The sequence below is a fragment of the Dokdonella sp. genome, assembly GCF_035703485.1.
Lineage (GTDB): Bacteria > Pseudomonadota > Gammaproteobacteria > Xanthomonadales > Rhodanobacteraceae > Dokdonella.
The window spans coordinates 1-25,923 of the sequence record NZ_DASSYD010000143.1 but is presented as its reverse complement, the minus strand read 5'-3'; the positions used below and the strand labels follow the sequence as shown (position 1 = coordinate 25,923).

Annotated in this window: 21 protein-coding genes; 13 read left to right on the top strand and 8 right to left on the bottom strand. The window is 59.3% G+C overall.

The genetic code is table 11. From position 1 onward, the window contains the following. Nucleotides 1–6 precede the first annotated feature (6 nt). Both VFN25_RS11300 and nhaA read left to right on the top strand, forming a co-directional pair. Nucleotides 7–993: a malate dehydrogenase gene (locus tag VFN25_RS11300; protein WP_325141931.1), complete on the top strand. Its 987-nt coding sequence runs from the start codon at nt 7–9 to the stop codon at nt 991–993. A gap of 133 nt (nt 994–1,126) precedes the next feature. Further along, the gene (gene nhaA, locus VFN25_RS11295; protein ID WP_325141929.1) at nt 1,127–2,320 is read left to right on the top strand and encodes a Na+/H+ antiporter NhaA; all 1,194 of its coding nucleotides are present in this window, start codon (nt 1,127–1,129) and stop codon (nt 2,318–2,320) included. An 82-nt stretch (nt 2,321–2,402) separates the two neighbouring features. Here the strand turns inward: nhaA and VFN25_RS11290 are convergent, their stop codons facing one another. The 3 genes from VFN25_RS11290 to VFN25_RS11280 form a co-directional block, all read right to left on the bottom strand. Then, a complete protein-coding gene (locus tag VFN25_RS11290; protein WP_325141927.1) occupies nt 2,403–4,181 on the bottom strand; it encodes a hypothetical protein in 1,779 nt (592 codons plus the stop codon). Nucleotides 4,182–4,532: 351 nt separating this feature from the next. Next, entirely contained in the window at nt 4,533–4,928 is a 396-nt protein-coding gene (locus VFN25_RS11285) for a hypothetical protein (RefSeq protein WP_325141925.1), read from the bottom strand. 35 nt (nt 4,929–4,963) lie between these two features. After that, entirely contained in the window at nt 4,964–7,195 is a 2,232-nt protein-coding gene (locus tag VFN25_RS11280; protein WP_325141922.1) for a toll/interleukin-1 receptor domain-containing protein, read from the bottom strand. A gap of 279 nt (nt 7,196–7,474) precedes the next feature. Between VFN25_RS11280 and prpB the strand changes: the two genes are divergently transcribed. The 3 genes from prpB to prpC all read left to right on the top strand — a co-directional run bounded on the left by prpB (nt 7,475) and on the right by prpC (nt 10,287). Continuing rightward, nucleotides 7,475–8,362 (top strand): methylisocitrate lyase, encoded by an 888-nt coding sequence (gene prpB / locus VFN25_RS11275; RefSeq protein ID WP_325141920.1) that lies wholly within the window; start codon nt 7,475–7,477, stop codon nt 8,360–8,362. Between the two features lie 45 nt (nt 8,363–8,407). Beyond that, the gene (locus VFN25_RS11270) at nt 8,408–9,025 is read left to right on the top strand and encodes a DUF1003 domain-containing protein (RefSeq protein ID WP_325141918.1); all 618 of its coding nucleotides are present in this window, start codon (nt 8,408–8,410) and stop codon (nt 9,023–9,025) included. Between the two features lie 113 nt (nt 9,026–9,138). Continuing rightward, on the top strand, nt 9,139–10,287 hold the full coding sequence (gene prpC, locus VFN25_RS11265; RefSeq protein WP_325141916.1) for a bifunctional 2-methylcitrate synthase/citrate synthase: 1,149 nt from the start codon (nt 9,139–9,141) through the stop codon (nt 10,285–10,287). Nucleotides 10,288–10,624: 337 nt separating this feature from the next. Here the strand turns inward: prpC and VFN25_RS11260 are convergent, their stop codons facing one another. From VFN25_RS11260 to VFN25_RS11250, 3 genes are all read right to left on the bottom strand, one after another. Further along, nucleotides 10,625–11,233 carry a glutathione S-transferase family protein gene (locus VFN25_RS11260; RefSeq protein WP_325141913.1) on the bottom strand — a complete coding sequence of 203 codons (609 nt, stop codon included), beginning with the start codon at nt 11,231–11,233 and terminating at the stop codon, nt 10,625–10,627. 70 nt (nt 11,234–11,303) lie between these two features. Beyond that, on the bottom strand, nt 11,304–14,219 hold the full coding sequence (locus VFN25_RS11255) for a hypothetical protein (RefSeq protein ID WP_325141911.1): 2,916 nt from the start codon (nt 14,217–14,219) through the stop codon (nt 11,304–11,306). Between the two features lie 239 nt (nt 14,220–14,458). Then, a complete protein-coding gene (locus tag VFN25_RS11250; RefSeq protein WP_325141909.1) occupies nt 14,459–16,477 on the bottom strand; it encodes an NADPH-dependent 2,4-dienoyl-CoA reductase in 2,019 nt (672 codons plus the stop codon). 224 nt (nt 16,478–16,701) lie between these two features. On the opposite strand from VFN25_RS11250, the gene VFN25_RS11245 reads away from it, so the two are divergent. Together VFN25_RS11245 and VFN25_RS11240 are read left to right on the top strand one after the other, a co-directional pair. Further along, complete coding sequence (locus VFN25_RS11245) at nt 16,702–18,153, top strand: bifunctional 2-methylcitrate dehydratase/aconitate hydratase (RefSeq protein ID WP_325141907.1); 1,452 nt, start codon at nt 16,702–16,704, stop codon at nt 18,151–18,153. Nucleotides 18,154–18,374: 221 nt separating this feature from the next. After that, entirely contained in the window at nt 18,375–19,433 is a 1,059-nt protein-coding gene (locus VFN25_RS11240) for an OmpA family protein (RefSeq protein ID WP_325141905.1), read from the top strand. A 134-nt stretch (nt 19,434–19,567) separates the two neighbouring features. On the opposite strand, the gene VFN25_RS11235 is transcribed toward VFN25_RS11240, so the two are convergent. Continuing rightward, nucleotides 19,568–20,368 (bottom strand): inositol monophosphatase family protein, encoded by an 801-nt coding sequence (locus tag VFN25_RS11235; RefSeq protein WP_325141903.1) that lies wholly within the window; start codon nt 20,366–20,368, stop codon nt 19,568–19,570. Nucleotides 20,369–20,495: 127 nt separating this feature from the next. On the opposite strand from VFN25_RS11235, the gene VFN25_RS11230 reads away from it, so the two are divergent. The 3 genes from VFN25_RS11230 (at nt 20,496) to VFN25_RS11220 (ending at nt 23,321) form a co-directional block, all read left to right on the top strand. Further along, a complete protein-coding gene (locus tag VFN25_RS11230; protein WP_325141946.1) occupies nt 20,496–21,269 on the top strand; it encodes an RNA methyltransferase in 774 nt (257 codons plus the stop codon). A gap of 265 nt (nt 21,270–21,534) precedes the next feature. After that, on the top strand, nt 21,535–22,164 hold the full coding sequence (locus tag VFN25_RS11225; RefSeq protein WP_325141901.1) for a pit accessory protein: 630 nt from the start codon (nt 21,535–21,537) through the stop codon (nt 22,162–22,164). Between the two features lie 26 nt (nt 22,165–22,190). Then, nucleotides 22,191–23,321: an inorganic phosphate transporter gene (locus VFN25_RS11220; protein WP_325141944.1), complete on the top strand. Its 1,131-nt coding sequence runs from the start codon at nt 22,191–22,193 to the stop codon at nt 23,319–23,321. A gap of 61 nt (nt 23,322–23,382) precedes the next feature. Here the strand turns inward: VFN25_RS11220 and VFN25_RS11215 are convergent, their stop codons facing one another. Further along, entirely contained in the window at nt 23,383–23,787 is a 405-nt protein-coding gene (locus tag VFN25_RS11215; RefSeq protein WP_325141899.1) for a hypothetical protein, read from the bottom strand. Nucleotides 23,788–23,885: 98 nt separating this feature from the next. Between VFN25_RS11215 and VFN25_RS11210 the strand changes: the two genes are divergently transcribed. From VFN25_RS11210 to VFN25_RS11200, 3 genes are all read left to right on the top strand, one after another. Further along, complete coding sequence (locus VFN25_RS11210) at nt 23,886–24,194, top strand: MGMT family protein (protein ID WP_325141897.1); 309 nt, start codon at nt 23,886–23,888, stop codon at nt 24,192–24,194. A 229-nt stretch (nt 24,195–24,423) separates the two neighbouring features. Further along, nucleotides 24,424–25,065, top strand: coding sequence for a rhomboid family intramembrane serine protease (locus VFN25_RS11205; protein WP_325141895.1), 642 nt, complete (start codon nt 24,424–24,426; stop codon nt 25,063–25,065). A gap of 10 nt (nt 25,066–25,075) precedes the next feature. Next, nucleotides 25,076–25,923 (top strand): bifunctional folylpolyglutamate synthase/dihydrofolate synthase (locus tag VFN25_RS11200; RefSeq protein WP_325141893.1); only part of this gene is annotated, 848 nt, incomplete at its 3' end.

Below are 25,923 nucleotides of genomic sequence, written 5' to 3'. Positions count from 1 at the left end.
ATGCTAATGAAAGCTCCCGTTCGTGTTGCCGTCACCGGTGCTGCCGGCCAGATTGGTTATGCCTTGTTGTTCCGAATTGCCGCCGGCGACATGCTTGGTCCGGACCAGCCAGTCATCCTGCATTTGCTTGAAATTACCCCCGCGTTGCCGGCACTGAATGGCGTGGTCATGGAACTCAACGACTGCGCGTTTCCGACCCTGCATGGCGTTGTCGCCACGGATGATGCGAATGTCGCCTTCAAGGATGTCGATTACGCCTTGCTGGTCGGCGCACGTCCGCGTGGACCCGGCATGGAGCGCAAGGATCTGCTTGAAGCCAACGGCGCGATCTTCGGGCCGCAGGGCAAGGCGATCAACGATTACGCCAAGCGTGATGTACGTGTACTCGTGGTCGGCAATCCGGCCAACACCAACGCGCTGATTGCCCAGCAGAATGCGCCGGATCTTGATCCGGGCCGGTTCACCGCAATGGTCCGTCTCGACCACAATCGCGCAATCAGCCAGCTCGCCGAGAAAACCGGTGCACTGAACACCGATATCGCCAGGGTCACGATCTGGGGCAACCACAGCTCGACCCAATACCCGGACATTCATCAGACAACGGTGAAAGGCAAACCGGCGCTGTCGCTGGTCGATCAGACCTGGTATGCCGATACTTTCATTCCACTCGTGCAGCAGCGTGGCGCGGCAATCATCAAGGCTCGCGGCGCCTCTTCGGCGGCGTCGGCAGCATCGGCCGCGATCGATCACATGCGTGACTGGACCCACGGCACAGCTGACGGCAACTGGGTCTCGATGGGTATTCCGTCGGATGGCTCCTACGATGTCGAACCTGGCGTAATGTTCGGCTATCCGGTCACCATCAAGAACGGCAAGTACGAAATCGTCCAGGGGCTTGAGCTCAACGCATTCTCGAAGTCGCGCATCGAGGCATCCGACAAGGAACTGCGTGAAGAACGTGCTGCCGTCGAGAAGCTTTTCGCGAAGTCATAGTTCAGCACCATATTGCCTTCACTTCATCTTCAACCCTGCGAAGGTGAAGTGACCGGCACTTCGCACAAGATTGATCGCTATTGATTCATAATTGGACTTGGAGATTCGACCCATCGCTCGCGAAAAGACATCAATGTTGCAGACTCCGCTGATCCGCAAGCCGGTTCTGCTTGTCACTGAGTTCATGCGTGGCGAAGCTTCGGGTGGATTCGTCCTCATGGCGGCGGCGGCGCTGGCCCTGATCGTCGCCAATTCTCCGATCTCGGAACTTTATTTCGAGTCCCTGCACACCTATCTCGCAGGCCTCAGCGTTCTGCACTGGATCAATGATGGCCTGATGGCGATCTTCTTCCTGTTCGTCGGACTCGAAATCAAGCGTGAGATGCTGGTTGGGCAATTGTCGAGTTGGCCGCGCCGGATCCTTCCTGGAATCGGCGCCTTCGGCGGCATGCTCGTGCCGGCCCTGATCTATATCGCGTTCAATTGGGACCATCCGGAAGCCTTGCGCGGTTGGGCAATTCCGACCGCGACCGATATCGCCTTCGCGCTCGGCGTGCTTTCCCTGCTCGGCAAGCGCGTACCCACTTCGCTCAAGGTGTTTCTCGCTGCGCTCGCGATCATCGATGATCTCGGTGCGGTGATGATCATTGCCCTGTTTTACACGAGTGAACTGGCAGCGCTCTATCTTGCTCTTGCGGCGGGCGTCCTGGCGGTTCTGGTCGGTCTCAATTTCGCTGGCGTGCGCCGACTGACACCGTACATGCTGCTCGGCGGGCTGCTCTGGTTCTTCGTTCTGAAATCCGGCGTTCATGCCACCCTCGCCGGTGTTGCCCTGGCCTTGACGATCCCCTTGCGCATGGGCGATGAATTCCAGGATCCACCGCTGATTACACTGGAGCACTCGTTGAATCGCGTGGTGCCGTTCCTGATTGTTCCGCTGTTTGGTTTCGCCAATGCCGGGCTTTCATTCGATGGCCTCACGGTTGCCAACCTGGTCGATCCATTGACTCTGGGTGTGGCCCTGGGTCTGCTTTGCGGCAAGATTATCGGCGTGTTCGGATTTTCCAGCATTGCCATTGGCTGTGGGATTGCACGACTTCCACAAAGCGCATCGTGGACGCAGATGTTCGGCGTGGCCTTGTTGTGTGGTATCGGGTTTACGATGAGCCTGTTCATTGGCCTGCTCGCATTCGCCAACCACCCGGTGCTGCAGAGTGAAGTCAAGGTCGGCATTCTTGGCGGTTCGCTGGCGGCCGGCGTTCTTGGCTATTTCGTTCTGCGTCATTCGCGGCGGCGAGTCGAGCCAGAGGATGAGACAGCGGCCTGACTCGGCGTTGACGATCAAGAAAACGGTGTCAATTCCGAGGTTTGTTGATTGCACGCTTGTTCGTAGCTTGATCAATGGAGCGTCAGAGCTTGCCGTGTTCGAGCGGTCTTTCGCGGTGAGTCAGCGCCCATTCCGCATGCTCGGCCAGAGCCGCTTCACCTAGCGCACGAAGGATCTCGCGCTGGGCATTGGAATCCTGCTCGGCTTCCAGGGCGTTTCTTGCCCCGTTGAAGATATTGCGCATGAAAACGTACTGCTTGATCAACTCCTTGTCCGCTTTGCGATAGGAATAGGATTCGCGAGCAGCAGCGACGATGGCGAGTACGCCGATGAGCGCAATCATGCTGGTCGTGACATCGGCTTCGAGCCGGCTCTGGAAAGCCGCCAGCACCAAGGCAATCGCGATGCCGGTCCACAGACACGCCATGCCGAGCATGCGTGCGGTCTGATGAACGTGCATGCGCAATTGGGTTCGGTGCGCGTAGTAGCCCAGTTGCCCGCCACGATTGGCAGCGCCAATCCATTCGTCGATGACGTCGGCAAGCACGCGTTCCTCGACGCGAATGCGGTCGGGCGCGTTGATTCCGGCAGCTCGCATGACATTGCGGATCCAGCCCAGTTCGACATCCTGTTTTTGCATGAAGTTGTCGTGCGCGAAGGCAATCGAACCTGCGGCTGAGACACCGGCACGAAACCAGTAATGCTGCACGCGCAAACCTTCGGCGAGGGCGCGGTAGTCGATGTATTTGCGATGCCATTCACGTCGCTTTGCGAGCCGGTCGAGAATCACGCCGGCGGCGAACAGCGCGATGAACACGTAGATCATGTCGCCCTGGTCAAACCAGTCGCCGGGCAGGTCCGAGTAGCAGACAAAGGCAATGCCCATCAAGGCGGCGAGAGCATGAATGCCGCGCATGGCCAGCAGCACGCGCTTCTGGAAGTGGATAGCCAGCCGATCGGCGGCGGCAAACAAGGTTTCGATTTCTTCTCCTTCGACGGCATTGCTGCCATCTGCCGGATTCCTTGCTGCGGCAACGACCTCTTCACAGTAGCGTTGCGAATCTGTATTGAACTGCACCATGCGCCGGAAGATCAGACGAAAATCATCCGGAATGCCCTCGGCTGCCGCGCACGCACGACTCTGGCTCAGCCAGCGCGCGTGCAACGGGCGTAGCGGTGGATCGGGTGCCTTGAGCTTGCCGTCAGGATCCGTACGGGAACAGGCAATGTGGTAGAGCAGACTTTCATCGCCCCTATCGACCAGCGGGCGCATGCCACTGCGGCGCTCGATCGAGCCCGGAAGTATGCCTTCAAGGTAGTAGCGCACGATCTGCGCGGTTCCGCCCAGCAGATCGGAACAGCGGCCATCCCAGATGGCCAGCAGGATATGACTGTGGCTGGCGATGTAGACGCCCGCCTCGGCATATTGCGCGTCGCGCTGTGCACCTGGCTCAGCGACGCCTTCGGCCGTATTGCGTTCAAGCAGAGGTAATTGCAGGACGGAGGCTCGCGCGCAAAGCGCGCTGAATTCGCAGCGGCTGACTTCGTCGGAAAAATCTCTCTGATAGGCATCCGGCTCAATCGGCAGCGGTGCGACCAGACGCGCGCCGGCATTGAGAGCTTCCCGCGCAACCAGCTGATCGCCACCCTCGGCCAGCGCGGAAAGCACGACCAACGGCAGTTCCGGAAAGTCCTTCTTCAGTTGCTCGAAAAGAAACCGTACACGTTCCCGCAGCATCGCCGTTTCGCTCTCGGCAATGTTGCGATGGCTGGTGACGCCAATGATCAGCGGCGCCAGCGCAATGGGCGGTGCAGTCACAAGCGTGCCCGTGCGCTGACGCGCGAACTCGAACAATGACATCCGGATTCAGTCATTTGGCTCATCTCGCACGTGCAATGTGGTCGGCCGAATCAAGTTCATCGGGTTCCTGATGTGGGCATCACACTAGGGCCTGTTCGCACTATTCCGGCGATGGCGCCGGAGGCCGGAAAGTCGCAGCGCAAGGACACAGGAGCGTGGTTTGGTCATTCCAAATGAGCGACGACTGACGTAGCGATGGGGCTTTCCGGCCCCGTCCCGGAGGGTTGCGCGCCCAGATGCCCCATGCGTCGGCGGCCTCCTTGCCCCTGGAACCACCAAGGGCGGCGGAGCCCGCCTTGCCTGGAGCATTCGGGCGCGCAACGCCATTCGTCGTAATAGTGTGAACAGGCTCTAGTTGTTCCTGATGGTTGGGTTGGTATTCGTGGCAATGGTTGCGACGGCAATGGTCGAATAGACGGTGCCGCCAACATTGACTCGCATGACGTATGTCCATTCACCTTTCGAGCTGGCGTTGTCGTTGGTGTCGTTTACGGTCAGTTTCTTGCCGTTGCCGCGGATAGCCATGTCGCTAAAAATGCCTTCACTCGGCTTGGTCCTGAACCAGGAAAATCCGGGCTCCGGATCGGATAGTGGAACGAAGAAGCCGGTCTTCGCATTGCCACTTAGTCGCCAGGTGATGGTATGGGCTTTGGCGCCATGAGGTACATGGTTGGCGTTGCCTGATTGATTGACGTTTACGGTCCACGGCGTGGTGCTTTCATCGAGGGTGACTTTCAGGGTGGTCATGGGGAACTCCAGGGAATGGAAGCGAATATTTGAATTCACTCGTGCGGAGACTGCGTTGTTCCTGGACGCCCGCCCGAGACTTTTGCAATGGCAACGGTCGCCTGCAGCCGTTGCTGGAACTCCGTGTTGACCGGGTAGTCAATGTGTTTGCGCTGTAGCAGGGAGAGCAGCTCCGGATCACGGAAACCGCTGTGCCAAAGTTTCCGGATCAGAAGATCGGCCTCGCTATTGCGCTTCTGCTCTACAAGCGCTTCGACGAGCAGGGCACGCAGTCGCGGATCATCCTTGCCGCTCTTTACCGTTTGCAGTGTGCGCAGAGCCTTCTCGCGCAGCGCGGCCTTCTCTGTATCGCTGCTGCTGGCGTCGGCGAGACGCAATCTTGCCGCCACCGCGGCCAGTAGCGTCCTCTGGTCATCGGGGTTCGCTGCAAACAGGGGATCGAGCAGGTTCAGTGCGGATTTCGCCTGCTGCCTGGCGGCAGCGATTGCGCCTGCGGCATGCGACTGGGCCGATTGTTCGACCAGCGCCTCGGCCATTTCGCGTTTCCACGCAGCGTTGCTCGGATCCTTGTCGGTCAGCGTCGTGAATATCTGTACCGCACGCGCGGTCAGCGTGCCGGCTGAAGGCGCATTGCCGTCGAGTCGTTGCAGTCGAGCCAGTTGCGAGGAATACAGTGCGAGCAGTTCCTGCACACTCGTGTTGGATGGATCGATTGCCGCCATCTGTGCGGCGATATCGATCGCCTGCTCAAGGTAGTGTTTGCCCGATTCGACGTCACCGGTCAGTGCCAGCGTGCGTCCGAGAATCGCGCGCACGACGAGCATGTTCGTGCGCTGGTTGTTGTCTTTGGGGTCGGCTTCGGACAGGCGCGTTTCGATCACGTCGTCGGCGTGATATTCGGCAATCGCATTGGCCAGATCGCCAGCAATCAGGGCTTGCTTGCCGAGATTGTTGTGGGCCATGCCCAGATGCTCCTGCCATTTCGTCTTGTCCGGATTGGTCGCCACCAGGGCCTGGCTCAGCTCGAGCATCCAGCGGTATTCGCGCATGGCCTGGTCGAGCATTCCGCGCGATTCGAGGATGTGGCCGATATTGTTGGCCAGCATGACCTGCTGGAACTTCAACTCGGGATTGCCCGGCGATCGACGGTCCGTCAAGCGCAGGATTCGCTGTGCAGATTCGAATGCCTGCAATGCCGCATCGAGGTCACCCTGGTACCAGTGGTTTTGCCCGACAAAAGACAAGATGCGGGCGTGAGCCAATTGCCGTGGGACGTCATCAGGTTTCGCCACTGCGAGACGACCCGCCAAATCCAGCGAAGCCTGATAGGCCTCCAGTGCGTCGGGCAGTTGGCCCTGGTCGAAGCGCACACTGCCGATTTTCTCCAGTGCCTTGGCGCGTTGCACCAGCGACTCATCAGTGACGTCGCGCGTTGGCAGGGACTGAAAGTATTTCATCGCCTGGTCGTCGACCGCTTCCATGATGTCCAGGCGTTGCACCTTGGCCAGTTTGTCGTTGAGATCGCCAAGCATGAAGTCGACCAGATCCTCGGCTTGTTTCTGCCGTCGTTCTGCCTCTCCGCGCGCAACGACGGCATTGATCGCCAGCGCCGTGGTCACGACGGTCACGATTATTGCGATTGCGGCGACCGCGGTCATGCGGCGCAAACGGCGCTGCTGCTCGCGCTGTTTGAGGCGGTCAAAGCCGACACCCAGCAGGCCGGCGATCAGCTTCAGGCGCGCATTGTTCTTGCCGTCCTTGCCGGGACGCATATCGGCGGCGATTGGTTCGGCAGGCAGCTCGCTTGGTGTTCCATCGTCGGCCAAAGCATGACGCAATGCCTTGCCAAAGCATTCCTCGGCTTCGCGGCCCGGCAGCATGCTGGCCCCGGGTTCGCCGTCGACAATCAGGCAAAAGACCCGATCCGAACGGCCGAGGCGCTTGAAGGCAAGCACCTCTTCGTTGACCCAGTGCGATGTTGCCGAGTGCGGCGAGCACACAACGATGAGGCTTTCCGACTGGGCCAGTGCTTCGGCGACCTTGCTATTGAGGTCGGGCGAGCTCGGCAACTCGTCGCGGTCACGGAAGACCGGCGTCAGTCGAGCCGGGATTTCGCCCTGCGCCGTAGCCTGGCCGACCAGGCGCGAAGGCACGCGGTAGGCCTCCAGCGACTTGTGCAACCAGACGGCCCAAGCCTCATCGCGATGGCTGTAGCTGATGAAGGCACGAAATCGCGCCGGAAGTGCTTGGGCATGAGCTTGGGCCATTGGCGCCAACCCGTTGATCCTGCGAAACTATTTCGAAACCAGTCGCCTGGAATTCGACCTTTTCGGAACGAACAAGCCGAACCAAGTTTCGCATAAAACGTGAACTGCGTCACAGTTTGCTGATGCGTGTACAAACCTGACCTTGCTAGGCGTCAATACCCGGCCGGGAAAGAAGGATATGCAACGGTCGATGCGGACTCCAAGAACGGCTTGATGCACCAGAGTCGCCGCGCGTGTGCAGCATAGTCAGGTAAAATGGGCGTTTGCCCGGGAGTTTCCATGAGTGAATTCGATTCCGCAGGCGCGCGCTTCCGCGCCGCTTTGGCCGAAGAGTCCCCATTGCAGGTCATTGGCACGATCAACGCCAACCACGCGCTGCTGGCGCGCCGCGCCGGGTATCGTGCGATCTACCTCTCGGGTGGTGGCGTTGCGGCCGGCTCACTGGGCATGCCCGATCTTGGCATCAATACGCTTGATGACGTGCTCGTCGATGTGCGTCGCATCACCGACGTCTGCGAGTTGCCGTTGCTGGTCGATATCGATACCGGATTCGGACCGAGCGCCTTCAACATCGCGCGCACGGTCAAGTCGTTGATCAAGGCCGGCGCTGCGGCCTGCCATATCGAGGATCAGATCGGTGCCAAACGCTGCGGCCACAGGCCCGGCAAGGAAATCGTCAGCGCGAGCGAAATGGTTGATCGGGTCAAGGCGGCGGCCGATGCGAAAACCGATGCGGATTTCTTCCTGATCGCGCGCACCGATGCGATCCAGGTGGAAGGCGTCGATGCGGCGATCGAGCGCTCGATCGCGTGCGTGGAAGCGGGTGCCGACGGCATCTTTGCAGAAGCGGCCTACGACCTGCCGACCTACCGGCGTTTCGTCGAGGCGGTCAAGGTTCCGGTGCTGGCCAACATCACCGAGTTTGGCAAGACTCCGTTGTTTTCACGCGACGAGCTGGCTGAGGTCGGCGTCGCCATCCAGCTGTTCCCGCTGTCGGCATTCCGGGCCATGAACAAGGCAGCGGAAAATGTTTACGAGTCCATTCGCCGGGATGGTCATCAGAAAAATGTCGTCGATACGATGCAGACCCGCGAGGAGCTCTACGATCGTATCGGCTACCACGAGTTTGAAAGGCATCTGGATGCGCTGTATGCGAAAAAGAGCTGAACTAATTACAGTTGCGCTGTTGTCCAGTCAGGTGAGTCGCCGGACATGACCGATCAGCATTCGCAGGGATCAGGCAAAGCGTCGAAGGTGGACCGTCGTCAGACGGCCTACAAGTTGCTGCGTACCGAAGTGGAGAAGCTTCCGGCGGAAGAGCGTGCGGTTATCGAACGCTTTATTGCGCGTCGCAGTGTGTCACGCAATATTGTCCGGGAATTCGATACCAGTCTGAGCTTCGGTGAACGCCTCTCCGACCGAGTCGCTGCCATCGGCGGCACCTGGTCCTTCATCATCGTCTTCGTCGCTGTGCTGGTCGTGTGGATGCTGGTCAACACGTATCTGCTGCGCAACACTGCATTCGATCCCTATCCCTACATCTTGTTGAATTTATGCCTTTCCTGTGTCGCCGCAATCCAGGCACCGATCATCATGATGAGCCAGAACCGATCGAGTGCCGCCGACCGGATGCAGGCAGAGCACGACTACGAAGTCAACGTGCGATCCGAGCTGGAGATCATGCAGATGCATGAAAAGCTCGATCAGATGCGCGAGCGAGATTGGGCAACTCTCGTCGAACTGCAGAATCGACAAATAGAATTGCTGCAGAAGTTGCTGGAACGCGCATCGGGGATTGACCAGTCCGCTGCTGGAGCACAAACCGAGTGAGTTGAATCTCGATGAGTTTCATCGAGTGGACCTTGCCGTCGAAGCGTTTGAAGAACGACCATTGATTGCCTTGAGCCAACCACGCATCGTGTCGGCTCCAACCGGAGAAAACCATGAGCGAACCAGCGACCCCATTCAAACCGAAGAAATCCGTTGCCCTGTCCGGAGTCGCTGCCGGCAACACGGCGCTGTGCACGGTCGGCAAGACCGGCAACGATCTGCACTATCGCGGCTACGACATCCTCGATGTCGCGACGACCTGCGAATTCGAGGAAATCGCCCATCTGCTCGTGCACGGAAAATTGCCGACCAGGGCTGAGCTGGCCGCCTACAAGACCAAGCTGAAATCACTGCGTGGCATTCCGGCGTCATTGAAGGCCGCGCTTGAGCAGATTCCGGCTTCGGCGCATCCAATGGATGTCATGCGCACAGGTGTCTCGATCCTCGGCTGTGTCTTGCCCGAGAAGGACGACCACAATCATCCTGGCGCACGCGATATCGCCGACCGGCTGATGGCTTCGCTCGGTTCGATCCTTCTTTACTGGTATCACTTCGCGGTCAACGGCAAGCGCATCGAGGTCGAAACCGACGACGATTCAATTGGCGCCCATTTCCTGCATCTGCTGCATGGCGTAGCTCCAAGCGAGTCATGGACTCGCGCCATGCACACCTCGTTGATCCTCTATGCCGAGCACGAATTCAATGCATCGACTTTCGCCTCGCGCGTGATCGCCGGCACCGGCAGTGACATGTATTCAAGCATCGCCGGTGGCATCGGAGCCTTGCGTGGACCCAAGCATGGCGGTGCCAACGAAGTCGCCTTCGAAATCCAGAAACGCTATGAGACACCCGATGAAGCCGAGGCCGACATCCGAGAGCGTGTCGGTCGTAAGGAAGTCGTGATCGGCTTCGGCCATCCGGTCTACACGGTCAGTGATCCGCGCAACAAGGTGATCAAGGAAGTCGCCCGTGATCTGTCGGCCGAGCAAGGCAACATGAAGATGTTCGATATCGCCGAGCGCCTCGAATCGACGATGTGGGAAATCAAGAAGATGTTCCCGAATCTCGACTGGTTCAGCGCCGTCAGCTATCACATGATGGGTGTGCCGACGGCGATGTTCACGCCGTTGTTCGTCATCTCGCGCACGGCCGGCTGGAGCGCGCACGTGATCGAACAACGCATCGATGGCAAAATCATTCGTCCGAGCGCGAACTACAACGGACCGGAAGACCTCAAGTTCGTGCCAATCGACAAGCGTTGAGACGGATTTAGCGCATTAAGGCAACGCTGATCAAGTGGCGCAATCGTCACGACGCCTGTCTGCGTGCAGATCGCGGCGCGCTGGCGCAGATGCACTGGCCGTGTCGGTAACTGCTCCTGCGTTGTGCTGCACATGGATGTGCGAATGTCGCGTGCGCAGGATGCGCAGGAGCGACCTCTCGACCGCTTGTTCCCAACGCAGTTCTACCGCCTCCATCCATGGAGGCGTACCTCCTGCATCCATGCAGTCGCTTCAAGCCAGCGCAACAAAGAGCTGCGCGCAGACAAAAGGGCCACGCAATTGCGTGGCCTTTTTCGTGTTCAAACAGGAACCGTGATCAGATCAAGCCTTGTGCCTTGAGCGCCTTTTGCACGCCGTCATCAGCCTCGATCCGGGTGCGGAAGCGGGCCAACTCGTCCAGACCGCCGAGATCGATTTCGAATTTCTCGGCCCAGCGCAAGGTCACATACAGGTAAGGATCGGCAATCGAGCGGGATCCGGTCAGCCAGTCGCGTCCCTTGAGCTGGTTGTTGGCGATTTCATAGAGGCCGCGCAGCTTCTTTTTCGCAGCAGCTTTGGTCTTGTCGATAACACCGGGATCTTCCAGATAGGCGGTGGCACCAAACAACGGCGCGAAGCTCGGGTGCACATCGGCATTGGCGAAGGCGAGCCAGCGATTGATTTCCGCGCGACTTTTCGCCGAACCATCTCCGCCGATTCCACTTTGTGGATTTTCATCGGCCAGAAAATTCAGGATCGCGACGTTCTGGGTCAGGATCCAACCGTCGACATCAAGCGCGGGTACCGAGCCGCTCGGATTGATCTTGAGGAAATCCTTCTTCAGTTGATCACGCGCAACTTCGCTGGCTTCGTAAGGTTTTCCTATCCACTCAAGAACGATGTGGTCGGCCAGTGAGCAGGTGCCGGGCATGTAATAGAGTTTCATCGGATACCTCAGAAGCGGAGAAGGGGGCTCAACATATGGATGTGAGCCCTCTCGCTTTCAAGGCAACTGGCTACTCGAAGCCGTGATCGAAGATCGAGTCCGGCAGGTTGCCCGGGCCGCCAACGAACAGAATGTTGTTGCTGTCGCTTCGGTAATTGCCTTGACGACTCGCGTCGATTTTCAGCTCCCAGGTTTTTGCATCAATCCGCTGTGCCCCGGCAAACGAATACCAGCCGAATGAGGTCGCATCACCGGGAATTCGCGGGCCGTAATTCCGCCATTTCCAGTTGGCGTCGAAATTCGCGCCGTGAAAGGTGACCCGCACCGTCGCCTGACTGCAGGCCGGTAGCGAAAAGCTGACCAGTCCCCAAGGCTCGTGACTGGCCGCCGCACCAATTGGATCGGGTGGATACAGGCTGGCCTGCTGATTCGTGCTGTCGTTGAGCTGGGTACAACTTCCCGCAACGATTGCGATGGTGGTGCGCACGACCGTGCCGTCAGGTGACGTTATGTCGGTGATGCCAAAGCCGCTGGCTGTCGAAGTCGAAGCCACCGAGGACTGCGTCGCGTCGGGGATACCGTCGACGTTGCCATCGCCGCCGAGCACGCTTCCTTCGACAGCGGATGGCGATCCGTCGGAATCCTCATCAGGCGTTGCCGTGTATTCCCAGACGCCGGCGGTTGTTCCGGCGACGATGCGAGCCGGTGCGCCGAGTGTGCGCGGCGGCATGGTCAGGGCGAGCGCAGCATCTGCAGGCAGGCCAATGCTCAACGAATTCCAGGTGGTGCCGCCATCAGTCGTGCGGAATACGCCACCCGGGTTGGCGCCGCCGCCGCCGGTTCCGGCATAAACCGTATCGCCGCTGGCGTCGGCTGGATCAATGAACAGTGCGCGCACATCCTGGCCGGCGATTCCGGTACTGGCCTCAAACCAGTTGGCACCGCCATCGGTGGATTTGTAGATGCTGCCGACCGGACCGGTCACTTCAAAGCTGGTCGCGCCGGCATAGAGGATCTGCGGGTTGCCTGGATTGATCGCGAGTGCGAGCACATCGTAGTGGGTCGATCCCGCCCCGGCGAAGCGTGGCAGGCCATTGCTCGAATGCACCCAGTTGGCACCGCCATCGGTCGACTTGAATACGCCGTTTTCCATGGTCGGAATACTGCCGCCAACGCTGGCGTTCCATGCCGTGGTCGTACCGAGATAGAGCGTGGACGGCGTGACCGGGTCAATGACCATGGAAATCGCGACCGAGTAGAGATAGTTGAATGTACCGACGGGCCCGAGATCCTCGGGCAAGGGCAAGCCGTTCTCCGATGCGGTCCATGAAGATCCGGCATTGGTGCTCTTGTAGACACGGGCGGACCGGTAGGGCAGGCCAGGGCCGTCAGCAACGCCGCTGCCGGCGACATAGACGGTTTGCAAGGGACCCGACCCGGCTACACACGGAGGCGAAGTACACGATTGCGGATCGAGTACGAGGGCGCGAACCGTTCCCATGAAACGGGTGCCGGAAATCGTGGCAATTCCGTTGTCTATTGTTGTCCAGCTTGCGCCTGCATCGGTGCTCTTGTAGATGCCGCCATCCCCGCCGCCAAGTAGCGGATAGTTTTCTGAACGTCCCGCAGCGTAGACCGTGAAATTTTCGGCGTTGAACGGGTTGGCATCGACCGTCGTAGGGTCGATGGTTATCCAGCGGATCTGCTCGGCATTGAGATTGGTCAGGGATGGAAACCAGCTCGCACCGCCATTGGAAGACTTGTACATGGCGCGTACTGGCGTGCGCGCATCGCCATAGCCTGCGAGGATGACCGCACCGGCTGGATCGGTGTCTAGCGGGTGAGCGGCCACGGCGCGAATGTTCGTTGCTTGATAACCGTTGTTGGCGGGGTTCCAAGTCACACCACTGTTGGTCGTACGGAATATTCCGGCGTCCGTGGCGCCAACCCAGATCGTGCCGGTGGCTGGAAATCCCGGGTGTACGGCAATCGCGGTTGTCTGCAACGAATCAGTTCCATTGGCTGTCAATCCATTGGCTACACCCCAATCTGTCCAGGTCGGGGCATTGATATCCGTCGCAAGATGCACGCCATGCAAACCGCAACCGACAACCACGCCCAGACTTGAGTTCGGAAGCGGACTGATCGATTCGAGATAGCAGCCCGAGCCGCCGTTGGCAGGAAGGATCACATTGGACCAGCTTGCGCCGCCGTCACTGCTCGTCGCCAGGGCTCCACCGCCACCGGCAAAGATCCGTTGCGGGTCGGTCGGCGCCTCGACCAGATACTCGATACCGGGCAAATCCGGTTGTGTTGTCAATGGAGCCCAGGTGGACCCTCCATCGGTGCTTTTGAGCATTTTGGCTCCAGCAAACGCCGATGGGTCTGGATACGCGAAGCCCAGGTACAGAGATCCATCCGCTGCGAAAAGAATCTTCTGAAACTGATCGCTTGTACCGCCCGCGCTCGCGCCCGGGCCAATCCAGGTACCGCCCGCATTGGTTGATACATAAACGCCCTCGGAGGTTGCAATGGCGATGCTGTCGTTTGTGGCGCGACGCAAACTAACGCCGGCGATGCTGCTGCCACTGGGTAGCGGAGTACTGATCGGTACCCACAGGTTGCCTGCATTGCCGGTTCGATAGAGACCATCAGAATGACCAGTGCCAGTGTAGGTCGCGAGGTAAAGCACGGGATCGATCGTGCTGATCGCCATCGACGGAACGGAAGGTGATGTTGGCAGGCCGACTTCAATACGCTGCCACGAGTCTCCCCCGCTCAGGCTGCGAAAGACACCGCCTCTACCGGCAGCAAAGAGTGTGCTCGGCCCGGCTTCGTAAACGGTGAGTTGGTTGATATCGCCGCCGTACGGGCCCGTTGTGCTCCAGCTTCCGACGGCCGCCATCACTGCAGCGGTCGAAAAAGTGATGGCAAGGCCCGCCAGCGCAGAAATTTGACGAGACGTAATGCAAGGTGCTCTGGACACGATCATTCCTCCATTCAAGACTCCACTAGTTGTCAGTACGCAAACCAGTGGCAAGTCGTGCCAGAGGCGAGTCGGTTACCGACGCCGAATGCCTTGCAGATTCGGCCCGCAAAATGCGATAACTCAGTGCTTATCCCGCTGGCGGGAGAAGGAATGGCTTGGTTGACTTCGTGCTGTCTACGGGCCCGATCAACCGTGCGTTGCGCGTCGGCTGTGCGCTTTCAGCGTTGCCCTGGTTGCTACAGGCTCGCAGCGAGTTTGGTGCCCTGGGCGATCGCGCGCTTGGCGTCGAGTTCGGCGGCGATATCGGCACCGCCGATGACATGAGTCGGCACTCCAGCGGCGATCAACTCATCGGCCAGGGTGCGGTTGGATTGCTGGCCGGCACAAACGACAATTTGATCGACCGCCAGCACTTGCGGCTTGCCATTGACGCGAATGTGCAGTCCGGCGTCATCGATTTTTTCGTAGCTCGCGCCGCCGATCATCTTGACCTTCTTCGCCTTCAGCGTGGCCCGATGCACCCAGCCGGTGGTCTTGTTCAGACGCGCACCGAGGCGGCCTTCGGTTCTTTGCAGCAGGAAGACTTCGCGCTCTGGCGCCTCGGGCTTTGCCGGTACCAACCCGCCGCGATGTTCGATGGCGAGGTCGACGCCCCATTCCTTTGACCATCGATCGACATCGGTTGTCGGCGATGGAGCGCTTTCGACGAGGAATTCGGAGACGTCAAAGCCGATGCCGCCGGCACCGATGACCGCCACGCGTGAACCCACCGGTTTATTGTCGCGCAGTACATCGAGGTAACTCAGAACCTTGGGATGATCGCTGCCGGGAATGCCGAGGGCGCGCGGCGTCACGCCGGTGGCGATGATGACCGCATCGAACCCCAGGTCTTTCAGCGACGCAACATCGGCACGCGTGCCCAGTCGCAATTCAACACCGGTGTCCTTGATGTGGTTGCCGAAATAGCGAATGGTCTCGTGAAACTCCTCCTTGCCGGGAATGCGCTTGGCCATGTTGAACTGGCCACCGATTTCGCTGGCCTGGTCGAACAGGGTGACCGCATGCCCGCGCTCGCCGAGTGTTGTTGCCGCGGCAAGTCCGGCCGGGCCGGCACCAATCACCGCGTAACGCTTGCGAACCGCCGCCGGCTTGATGACCAGTTCGGTCTCATGGCAAGCGCGTGGATTGACCAGACAACTGGCATGCCTGTTCTCGAACACGTGGTCGAGACACGCCTGATTGCAGGCGATGCAGGTGTTGATGCGATCGGACTTGCCCGCGCGTGCCTTGTTGACCCAGTCGGCATCAGCCAGCAGGGGGCGCGCCATCGACACCATGTCGGCATCGCCACTGGCGAGGATCTGTTCGGCTACCTCGGGCATGTTGATGCGGTTGGTCGTGATCAACGGCAGGCTGACCTCGCCCTTGAGCTTGCGCGTGACGAATGCAAAGGCCGCTCGCGGCACCGAGGTGACAATGGTCGGAACCCGCGCTTCGTGCCAGCCGATGCCGGTGTTGATGATGGTCGCGCCAGCAGCTTCGATCGCCTTGGCCAGTTGCACCACCTCCTCCCAGCTTTGCGCGTCGTCGACCAGATCGAGCATCGACAGGCGGTAGATGATGATGAAATTGGCGCCGACCGCGGCCCGGGTGCGGCGCACGATCTCGATCGGAAAACGCATGCGCTTCTCGGCGCTGCCGCCCCATTCGTCCTCACGCGTATTGGTGCGCGCGGCGACGAACTGATTGATCAGATAGCCCTCCGAACCCATGATCTCGACACCGTCGTAGCCGGCATCCTGGGCCAGCTTGGCGCAGCCGACGAAATCCCTGATCGTGCGCTCGACACCGCGCGATGACAGTGCGCGCGGACTGAACGGAGTGATCGGTGATTTGATCTTCGAGGCGCTCACTTGCAGCGGGTGATACGAGTAGCGACCGCCATGCAGGATCTGCATGCAGATGCGTCCGCCTTCGGCGTGCGTTGCCGCGGTCAGTTTGCGATGGCGGGCGACATGCCAGGGCATGGCCAGGCGGCCACCGAAGGGCTTCAGCCAGCCTTCGATATTCGGCGCGATGCCGCCGGTGACCATCAGGCCGACACCGCCGCGGGCACGGTCGGCGAAATAATGAGCGAGCTTGTCGTAGTCTTTGGCTCGATCTTCGAGCCCGGTGTGCATCGAACCCATCAGTACGCGATTGGGCAGAGTCGTGAAGCCGAGATCCAGCGCGGCAAACAGGTGTGGATATTCCATCAGACAATCTCGAATTCAAACGATCGTTCAAGATGCCAGCGAGCAGGCTGCAGGGCAAGGGATAGTCGCCTGGGTCAAAGTCCGGGACGGCCTGCACGGACGAGCGGTCGAATTGACATTCGACTTCCACAAGGGCTTTGCGGGCAGCCATCTGGCACAATAGTGGGCTGCGTCGAAGCTGCCGTCAGCTTCCGCACTTTCCCCAACTGCAATGGAAACCACCCATGTCCGGACATGACATCCGCTCGGCCGTACGGCCTGAACCCGATCAGCCGATGGTCGATATCGCCAACTACATTGCCGACCACGTCATCGATTCGACCGAGGCTTACGACACCGCTCGCTACATGTTGCTCGATTCGCTGGCCACCTCGATGCTGGCGATGAAATTTCCCGATTGCGTCAAGCACCTCGGTCCGGTCGTGCCGGGTGCTGTCTTGCCGGGCGGTGTGCGCGTGCCGGGAACGAGCCACGAGCTGGATCCGGTCCAGGCTGCGTTTGCCATCGGTACGCAGATCCGCTGGCTGGATTTCAATGACACCTGGCTGGCCGCCGAATGGGGCCATCCTTCGGACAACCTCGGTGCGATCCTTTCGATCGCCGACTATCTGTCGCGCAAGGCCGAGCGCGAGGGTGGCAAGCCGATGACGGTTCGCGATGTCCTCGGCTGGGCCATCAAGGCGCATGAAATCCAGGGCTGCTATGCGCTCAAGAACAGTTTCAACCGGGTCGGGCTTGATCACGTGATCCTGGTTCGGCTGGCCTCGACCGCCGTGGCCACCGCCATGCTTGGCGGAACCCGGGAACAGATCATCAACGCCGTCTCGCACAGCTGGATCGACAATGGCGTCTTGCGCACCTATCGGCATGCGCCGAATACCGGGCCGCGCAAGAGCTGGGCTGCCGGCGATGCCTGCCGGCGCGCAGTAACCCACGCATTCAACGCCGTCGACAAGAACGTGGTCGGCTATCCATCGGCCTTGTCGGCCAAGACCTGGGGCTTCTACGACGTCGCATTCAAGGGCAAGGCGTTCGAGTTTGAGCGTCCGTTCGGCAGCTACGTGATGGAAAACGTCCTGTTCAAGATCAGCTTTCCGGCCGAGTTCCACGCGCAGACCGCCGTCGAGTGTGCGATGCAACTGCATGCCGAGGTGGGTTCGCGCATTGACGAGATCGAGCGCATCGAGATCGAAACCCAGGAAGCTGGCGTGCGCATCATCGACAAGACCGGACCACTGGCCAATTATGCGGATCGTGATCATTGCCTCCAGTACATGGTTGCCGTGCCGCTGATCTTCGGCCGTCTGGTCGCCAGCGACTACAATGACGATGTCGCCGCCGATCCGCGCATTGATGCGCTGCGCTCGAAGATGGTGGTCAAGGAAAATCCGCAGTTCACCAAGGATTACTTCGACCCCGACAAGCGCTATATCGGAAATTCGATTCAGGTTTTCTTCAAGGATGGAACGCGTACTGAAAAAGTCTCGATCGACTATCCGATTGGTCACCGCAAGCGTCGCGCCGAAGGAATTCCGGTGTTGCTGAAGAAGTTCGAGGCGGCGATATCCGCACAGCTGCCAGCAGCGAATGTGGCGAAGATCCTTGAGGTCAGCGCGGATGCGGAATCCATAGAAAGCATGCCAGTGAACAAACTTCTGGACTTGTTTGTAATGTAGTTCAGGTTGTGCTTAACATCGCGTTCAGGTATTTTTCGCCTAAGCATTTGATAAGCAAAGGATAACGCTGTCGTGTGCCGTTCATACACGAGGCCAAACTTTTTGTTAAAATCGTGTTTTATCGGCCACGATTCATCGTATGATGGCGGGGAACAGCGTGTCGGATATCGCGTCGCACTGTGGCGATTAGGTTTAGTTCAAACAAAAACGAGGAATCTGCAATGATGAAACATAAGGCACTGAGTGCATTGATCGCAGTCGCCATGCTCGGCGGCGGTATAACTTCCGCCTACGCACAGGACGGAAACTGGTACATCGCTCCACGAGTGGGTGCGAACTTCTCTGACAGCAACCGCAAGACCGACACGTCCCTGTACACGGGTCTCGGTATCGGTTGGTGGGTCAGCCCGAATTTTGCAGTTGATGCGGAATACGCCATCAACAACGCTGACTTCAAGAACAACTCGTTCCGCGCTGGCCATGAGTGGGAGAGCGTCAGCCTCGGTGTGACCGGTCGCTGGTTCTTCGGTGACCAGGGTTCGGCTTGGCGTCCGTATGTACTCGGTGGCCTTGGCGCAGTGCGTCACGCGGCTTACTCGGGCACCATTCAGCATAACGGCTGGGATCCGATGGCCACTGTTGGTGGTGGTATCGAATACAACTTCAATGAGCGCATGGCTCTGCGCGGCGAAATCGCTGCCCGCTATGACCACGACAACAACAGCCTGCGTGGCCAGTTCCCGGGTGCCGGGGACCACAACCACTATGTCGACGGCATTGTCTCGGTTGGCCTGACCATCGCCATGGGTTCGCAACCGGCACCTGAACCGGCACCGGCAGCTGCTCCGCCGCCGCCGCCGCCGCCGGAAGCCGCTCCGGAAGAGCCCGCCGCAACTCCGGTTGTCATCGACCTGCGTGGCGTCAACTTCAAGTTTGATCGTCCGCGTTCGAACGAGACCGACATCACCGGTTCGTTGCAGGAGCCGACTGCAGACTCGATCGCGATCCTCGATCAGGCTGTTGACGTACTCAGCCGCAACCCGAACGTCCGCGTCGAGCTGGATGGCCACACCGACTCGGTCGGCACGGAAGCGTACAACCAGAAGCTCTCGGAGCGTCGCGCGCAGATCGTCTATGACTATCTGACCTCGCACGGCGTCAGCTCCAGCCAGATCACCGGCGTCAAGGGCTTCGGCGAAAGCAATCCGATCGATACGAACGACACGAAGGAAGGCCGTGCGCGCAACCGCCGCACCGAGCTGGCTGTTGACGGTCAGTAATCGACCCGAAGCATCGTTCGAGTGACAAGAAAAAGCCCGGCGCAAGCCGGGCTTTTTTGTGTTCGGAATTCCAGGAATTCCCTGATTGTCAGTGGTGCTATATCTGACCTTCCAAGGTGACTCGCTGAATTTCCTCAGCGCGCCAGAGCCGGTGTGATTTCGGCTGCAATGGCCTTGATCATCGCATCGACAACCTTGTGGCCTCCGGCGATGAGGTGGCCGTTCTCCGGAATACCCTCGCGACCTACAAAATCGCAATAGCGGCCACCGGACTCGCGAACGAGCAGACACCCTGCGGCCATGTCCCAGGGCTTCAGGCCGGTTTCGAAGTAGCCGTCAAAGCGACCATTGGCCACATAGGCCAGGTCAAGCGCGGCGGAGCCGGTACGACGAATATCCTCGGCCTGCCCGAGCAGGGCACGGGTCATCCCTAGCTGGGCATCGAGATGCTCACGCTGGCGATACGGAAAGCCGGTCGCCAGCAACGCGCCATTGAGATCGATGCGCGCGCTGGCACGAATGCGTCGGTCATTCAGATAAGCGCCATCGCCGCGACTGGCAGTGAACAACTCGTCGCGCAGCGGATCGTAGACAACGCCGTGCATCGGCTCGCCGTTTTCAAGCAAGGCGATGGAAACACAGAAATGCGGGAATCCGCGAAGATAGTTGTGCGTGCCATCGAGCGGATCGATGACCCAGATATGCTTGCCCTTGCCATGGGCACCAGACTCTTCGGCCAGAATGCCATGCCCGGGAAATGCACGTTTGAGCTCGCGTATGATCTCGGCCTCGGCGGCGCGATCCACTTCCGAGGCAAAGTCCATGCGTTGCTTCTCGACGATGGCAAGGCTGTCGATGCGATTCATGTAGCGCAGAATGATCTGGCCTGCGGCACGCGCGGCGCGTACCGCCACATTTACGGCGGGTCTGGGCATGGTGGTTCCGTCAGAAGTGGACTGAAAAAGAGCATCCGCATCACGATCCAGTCGCCTGCGGCGCGAAAGGGTAGCAAATCCGGCGACATGCCGCCAAACACGATTCAGGAGCAATCGACAGGAAATGATGGATATTGATGCCCCGGAAGCAGTCGAATCGCTGGCTCGCGTGCGCTTCGTCCTCGCCAATACTTCACATCCCGGCAATATCGGCAGCGCGGCGCGCGCGATCCGGACCATGGGATTCCACCGACTCTCGCTGGTGGCGCCAGAGCGATTTCCGCATATCGATGCACACGTGCTGGCAGCTGGCGCGGATGATGTGCTCGAGGCAGCTGTTCAATTCGATTCATTGCCGCAGGCGATCGGCGACTGCAGTCTGATCCTTGGTGCCACGGCTCGTTTGCGTGGTGTGTCGCTGGAGGAACTGTCACCACGAAGCGCCGCCCAACGTGCACTGCAGGCAGCCGTCGAGGGTCGGCAGGTTGCCTATGTCTTCGGCAACGAGACGTCCGGACTCAGCAACGACGAAATCAAGTTGTGTCATGCCGCGGTGCACATTCCCAGTGATCCGGGCTATTCATCGCTGAATCTGTCCCAGGCCGTGCAGGTGTTGGCTTATGAATTGCGCATGGCAGCTCTGGTCGGCATGCCTTCGCGGCAGGGAAACACCGATCCGCCGTCGACGGCAGCCGAACTAGAGGGCTTTTTCGAGCATCTCGCGGCGACCTTGTACGACATTGATTTCCACAAGGGGCGCTCTGATCGAACCATCATGCAGCGCTTGCGCCGGCTGTTCCTGCGCGCAGCGCCGGATCAGAGGGAACTGCGAGCCTTGCGCGGCATTCTGGCCGACGCCCAGCGCATGGCGCGGCTGGCGCGGGGCAGCGGAGGGCAGTGAGTGGTCAGCGGCAAGCAGGGTAAGCTTTGGTTCTTTTTGGACTGTCAATCCTTGTTTCTACCTTTTCAAGACATTCTCAAGCTTTCCTGGATTGCTTCTACCGCTCACGGCTCACGGCTCACCGCTCTTCCGCTAACTGCCCCTCACGCTAACCGCTCATTTCGATTCAATCCGGGCTAATGCTGTAATATGCGCATCCGCTGCTCCGGGAATCGTGGTTGCAGCGTGGGATTTTCTTTCCCCCCAGCCCGTATCGGAGCGCTCCATGTTTTCGTTGCAAACCATCTTTGGCAAGGGTGACAAATTCTATGGCCTGCTCGAAGCCAGCGCCGAGGCCGCCTTGCTCAGCGCGAGAGCGCTGGAAACCATGCTGGCGCAAGGTGCCGAAACCCCGGCGCTGGACGAATTCCGAGTCGCCCGCAGGCGCGAAAAGGATCTTTTCGCGCAGATCAATCTGGAGCTGGTCAACACGTTTGTCACCGCGCTGGATCGCGAGGACATAGAAGCGCTGGCGGGCGCCCTGTACAAGATTCCGAAGACGGTCGAAAAATTTGCCGAGCGCCATGCCTTGTTCTCTGACCGCCTCGTGGATATCAACTATCTGTCGCAAGCCGAAATGCTCGAGCGTGCTTGCGAAGTCATCGTGCAGATGGTTGGCGAGTTGCGTCACGGTTTGAAGCTCAGTGTCATGCATGGGCTCAATGAGCGCATGCAGTCCATTGAATCCGAGGCCGATCGCCTGTTGCTGGATCTTTACCAGCAATTATTCTCGGGCAATGCAGATGCCGCCCACCTGATGGTGCGCAAGGATCTCTTCGAACTGCTTGAAAAGGCCATTGATCGCTGTCGCGACGCCGGTAACGTGATCTATCACATTGCGCTGAAGAACTCCTGAGCGATTAGCGAGAATATTCCGTGACCTTGAGCTTTATTCTGGTCCTGCTGGTCATCGTCGTTGCGCTCGTTTTCGAGTTCATCAACGGTTTCCACGATACCGCCAACTCAATCGCAACCGTGGTTGCGACCAAGGTTCTCAGCCCGACTCAGGCCGTCGCGCTTGCGGCGTTTACCAACTTGCTCGGTGCACTCTGGGGCACGGCCGTGGCCAAGACGATTGCATCGGGTCTGGTTGACACCGGCATCGTTGCAGTGACTCCGCAAGTGCTGATTTGTGCATTGCTAGGAGCCATCATCTGGGATTTGATTACCTGGTGGTGGGGCTTGCCATCGAGCTCGTCCCACGCGCTGGTCGGCGGCCTTTGTGGTGCGGCGCTGGCGGCCGCTGGCGACAACTGGTCGTCGATCATCTGGTGGCAGGGCGGAGATCACTGGTGGCACGGCAAGGGCCTGCTGCCGAAGGTCGTCTTGCCGATGTTCAGTTCGCCGCTGCTCGGCTTTGTTCTCGGCTTTCTGATCATGGGCCTGATTTTTGCGCTCGTGAGCTGGCTTGCATCCAGAAGTGGGTTTCTGCAGAAACTCGGCCGCCCGCGGTTCCTCAATGGGCTTTTCGGCAAGGCGCAGATACTTTCAGCCAGTGCTATGGGCTTGTCTCATGGCATGAACGATGCGCAAAAGACCATGGGTATCATCGCCCTGGCTCTGTTCGGCGCCACTTCGGCCGGTGCTCTGGAAGGCTTGCCGCACTGGATGGATTTTCTGCGCGTCGAAGCGGAAGCGGGCCAGGAGTTCGGTATCGCGATCTGGATCAAGGTGCTCTGCGCAATCACCATGGCTGCGGGCACCGCCATGGGTGGCTGGCGCATCATTCGTACCCTTGGCCACAAGCTCGTCAAGCTGCATCCGGTCAATGGTTTCGCGGCTGAAACCGCATCGGCCAGCGTCATCCTGGCCGCATCGCACTTTGGCATTCCGGTGTCGACAACACACAACATTTCCTCGGCCATCATGGGTGTCGGTGCGGCCAAACGTTTCTCGGCAATCAAGTGGACCGTGGTCGAACGCATGGTCTGGGCGTGGCTGCTGACCATTCCGGTCACCGGGGTTATTGCCTGGCTACTGGTACGCCTGTTGCAGGTTTTCGATCTGGTCTAGCAGCTGTCAGCAGTTCCGAATTCTTCGGATGAGTACAAGCCGGGAATCGCCCGCTGACTGCTCACAAGGTGTCGCCACCGCTTGAAATGGCTTGTTCCATCCGGTCACCAAGTTGACCGAGTTCGTTGATCACCCGATCCAGCTCATCGCCCTGGAGCAGCGTATAGGGTCGGTTCTCGATCAGGTGCAGATAGGGCGAGCCATCGAGATCGCTGATCGCGAGAAAGCCCGTGCGTTGCTCCCAATTGAAGCGAAGGCAACGTATGGCATCAATCCCGGTGGCCGGCCCAATCGGCGTTGATACACGCAGATACTTGAGTTCATCCTCGCCTTCCAGCTCGGCCAGATAAATGCCCTGATTGCGATCGTTTGAAACCGCCAGATCGAAACTGATCAGATACGGATCATTGGTGCGCAAGGTGTGCAGGTTGCTGACATGCGAGCGGATCTGTTCAAAACTCTGCACGGCGTTCTCCTCGGGTTCGCGGGTTCTTCATGCTAGCGTGTTCAATGCCGATGTCAGTGAAAAAACCGTTCAATGGCGAGCATGATGGAATCTGCAGGGTGATTCTGGCAATTCCGCGCGGGCGCGTCGCCAGCTATGGCGAGATCGCCGCGCGCGCAGATTTGCCGCGACGAGCACGTCTGGTTGGTCGGGTCTTGCGCGAGGCAGGCGAGGATATGACCTTGCCCTGGCATCGTGTGGTACGCGCCGACGGCTGTCTCGCCTTCGCCCCGGATAGTGCTGAATTCATCGAGCAACGCTTGCGATTGTCCAGGGAAAATGTCGAGGTTCGCGGACGTCGAGTGGACATGGATCGTTTTGGCTGGCAGCGTGATCTCGATGCCGAACTGTGGGCGCCAGATGCTTGAATCCGGGCTAGCAGCCTGTCGGACTTGACTCGGCTGGGCTGCGAATCCGTCTGAACGGTTCATATTTCCGCCGATTTTTGACCCATAGCACCACTATGGGCCTGCAAACCGTCGATAATCTGGCCTCGCCCAGCCAAATTCTCGCCTCAACCGGCAAAGTCCGACAGGCTGCTAGTCCGCCTCGATCTCAACCTTTCTGCGTCGACACCTCACCATTTCAGGAATCCGAATGCCGTTTGATATGCCTCCCGTCACCCGTGCGTTGCTGATTGCCAATATCGCGATCTATCTGATCCAGCAGCTATTCCCCGATCCGATGATCATCCATTTCGCATTGTGGCCGATCGGCACGGATGTCCTGACCCAGGATGGCTCCCATGTGAGTTTTCAGATCTGGCAACTGCTCAGTTACGGATTCCTTCATGGCAGCTTTACCCATCTGCTGTTCAACATGTTCGCGCTTTGGATGTTCGGCGGTGCCATCGAGCAATTGTTCGGCTCGCGACCGTTCGCCATCTATTATCTGGTTTGCGTTGTTGGCGCAGCGATTGCGCAGCTGATCGTCGTGCACTACTTCACTGGTGGAATCTATCCGACACTGGGTGCGTCGGGTGGCGTGTTCGGCTTGTTGCTGGCCTTCGGCATGATGTTTCCGCATCAGCGCATCATGTTGCTGTTTCCGCCGATCCCGATGCCAGCCTGGCTCTTCGTTACGGGCTATGGCGCGATTGAATTGTTTCTTGGCGTTACCGGAAGCCAGGCCGGGGTCGCCCATTTCGCCCATCTTGGTGGCATGGCAGCGGGCTTCGTGTTGATCCAGTACTGGCGCGGACGTTTGCCAGTCAAACCGCGCCGAACACTCAGGCGGTGATCCGGTAGCCATGACAAGCCCGGCAAGAACGCTTGACCAGTGGTTGAGCTGGCAGTTGCGTCTGCATCCACGAGAAGTAGAACTTGGACTCGAGCGCGTGCGCGCGGTCTGGCAAAGACTCGGTGCACCCGCACCGGCAAAAACCGTGATCACCGTCGGTGGCACCAACGGCAAGGGTTCGACCGTCGCTTTCCTCGACGCCATCCTGCTTGCCGGCGGTCATCGTGTTGGCGCGTTCACCTCGCCGCACCTGCTGAGGTACAACGAGCGGGTCAGGGTGCAAGGTGACGATGTGGCCGATCACGCCCTGATTGCTGCGTTTGAGCGAATCGAGAAGGCACGTGGCGACATCGCGCTGACGTATTTCGAGTTCGGCACCCTGGCGGCCTTGCTGATTTTTTCCGATTCGGCGCTTGATGTCGCGATTCTTGAGGTTGGCCTCGGCGGTCGTCTTGATGCGGTCAACATCATCGACGCCGATGCCGCGATCGTGACCACGGTCGATCTCGATCATCAGGATTGGCTCGGCAATGATCGTGAAGTCATCGCCGCCGAAAAAGCCGGAATATTTCGCAGCGGGAAAATCGCCGTTATCGGTGAAATCGCGCCGCCACGAACGCTGATTGATGCCGCAAACGCGCTCGACACGCGGTTGCTTGCGGCAGGCCGGGATTTTCATGTCGAGACATCGGCGAATGCCTGGCGCTGGACTATTTCCGGCGAAGCGCTGGAACTGCCGCATCCGCTGCTTGATGGTTCAATCCAGCACGCCAATGCGGCAGCGGCGATTGCCGCCTTGTACGCTTTGGGTGAGCAAATTGACTGGAATCCGGATGCCATTGCCCGAGGCGTCGCCCG

What these genes read in the sequence shown, in the direction of transcription:
- VFN25_RS11230 (WP_325141946.1), top strand. Translation starts at nt 20,496, where the DNA reads ATGGATATTGATGCCCCGGAAGCAGTCGAATCGCTGGCTCGCGTGCGC.
- prpB (WP_325141920.1), top strand. Translation starts at nt 7,475, where the DNA reads ATGAGTGAATTCGATTCCGCAGGCGCGCGCTTCCGCGCCGCTTTGGCC.
- VFN25_RS11205 (WP_325141895.1), top strand. Translation starts at nt 24,424, where the DNA reads ATGCCGTTTGATATGCCTCCCGTCACCCGTGCGTTGCTGATTGCCAAT.
- VFN25_RS11260 (WP_325141913.1), bottom strand. Translation starts at nt 11,233, where the DNA reads ATGAAACTCTATTACATGCCCGGCACCTGCTCACTGGCCGACCACATC.
- VFN25_RS11225 (WP_325141901.1), top strand. Translation starts at nt 21,535, where the DNA reads ATGTTTTCGTTGCAAACCATCTTTGGCAAGGGTGACAAATTCTATGGC.
- VFN25_RS11280 (WP_325141922.1), bottom strand. Translation starts at nt 7,195, where the DNA reads ATGGCCCAAGCTCATGCCCAAGCACTTCCGGCGCGATTTCGTGCCTTC.
- VFN25_RS11240 (WP_325141905.1), top strand. Translation starts at nt 18,375, where the DNA reads ATGATGAAACATAAGGCACTGAGTGCATTGATCGCAGTCGCCATGCTC.
- VFN25_RS11300 (WP_325141931.1), top strand. Translation starts at nt 7, where the DNA reads ATGAAAGCTCCCGTTCGTGTTGCCGTCACCGGTGCTGCCGGCCAGATT.
- VFN25_RS11245 (WP_325141907.1), top strand. Translation starts at nt 16,702, where the DNA reads ATGTCCGGACATGACATCCGCTCGGCCGTACGGCCTGAACCCGATCAG.
- VFN25_RS11270 (WP_325141918.1), top strand. Translation starts at nt 8,408, where the DNA reads ATGACCGATCAGCATTCGCAGGGATCAGGCAAAGCGTCGAAGGTGGAC.
- VFN25_RS11235 (WP_325141903.1), bottom strand. Translation starts at nt 20,368, where the DNA reads ATGCCCAGACCCGCCGTAAATGTGGCGGTACGCGCCGCGCGTGCCGCA.
- VFN25_RS11290 (WP_325141927.1), bottom strand. Translation starts at nt 4,181, where the DNA reads ATGTCATTGTTCGAGTTCGCGCGTCAGCGCACGGGCACGCTTGTGACT.
- VFN25_RS11285 (WP_325141925.1), bottom strand. Translation starts at nt 4,928, where the DNA reads ATGACCACCCTGAAAGTCACCCTCGATGAAAGCACCACGCCGTGGACC.
- prpC (WP_325141916.1), top strand. Translation starts at nt 9,139, where the DNA reads ATGAGCGAACCAGCGACCCCATTCAAACCGAAGAAATCCGTTGCCCTG.
- VFN25_RS11250 (WP_325141909.1), bottom strand. Translation starts at nt 16,477, where the DNA reads ATGGAATATCCACACCTGTTTGCCGCGCTGGATCTCGGCTTCACGACT.
- nhaA (WP_325141929.1), top strand. Translation starts at nt 1,127, where the DNA reads ATGTTGCAGACTCCGCTGATCCGCAAGCCGGTTCTGCTTGTCACTGAG.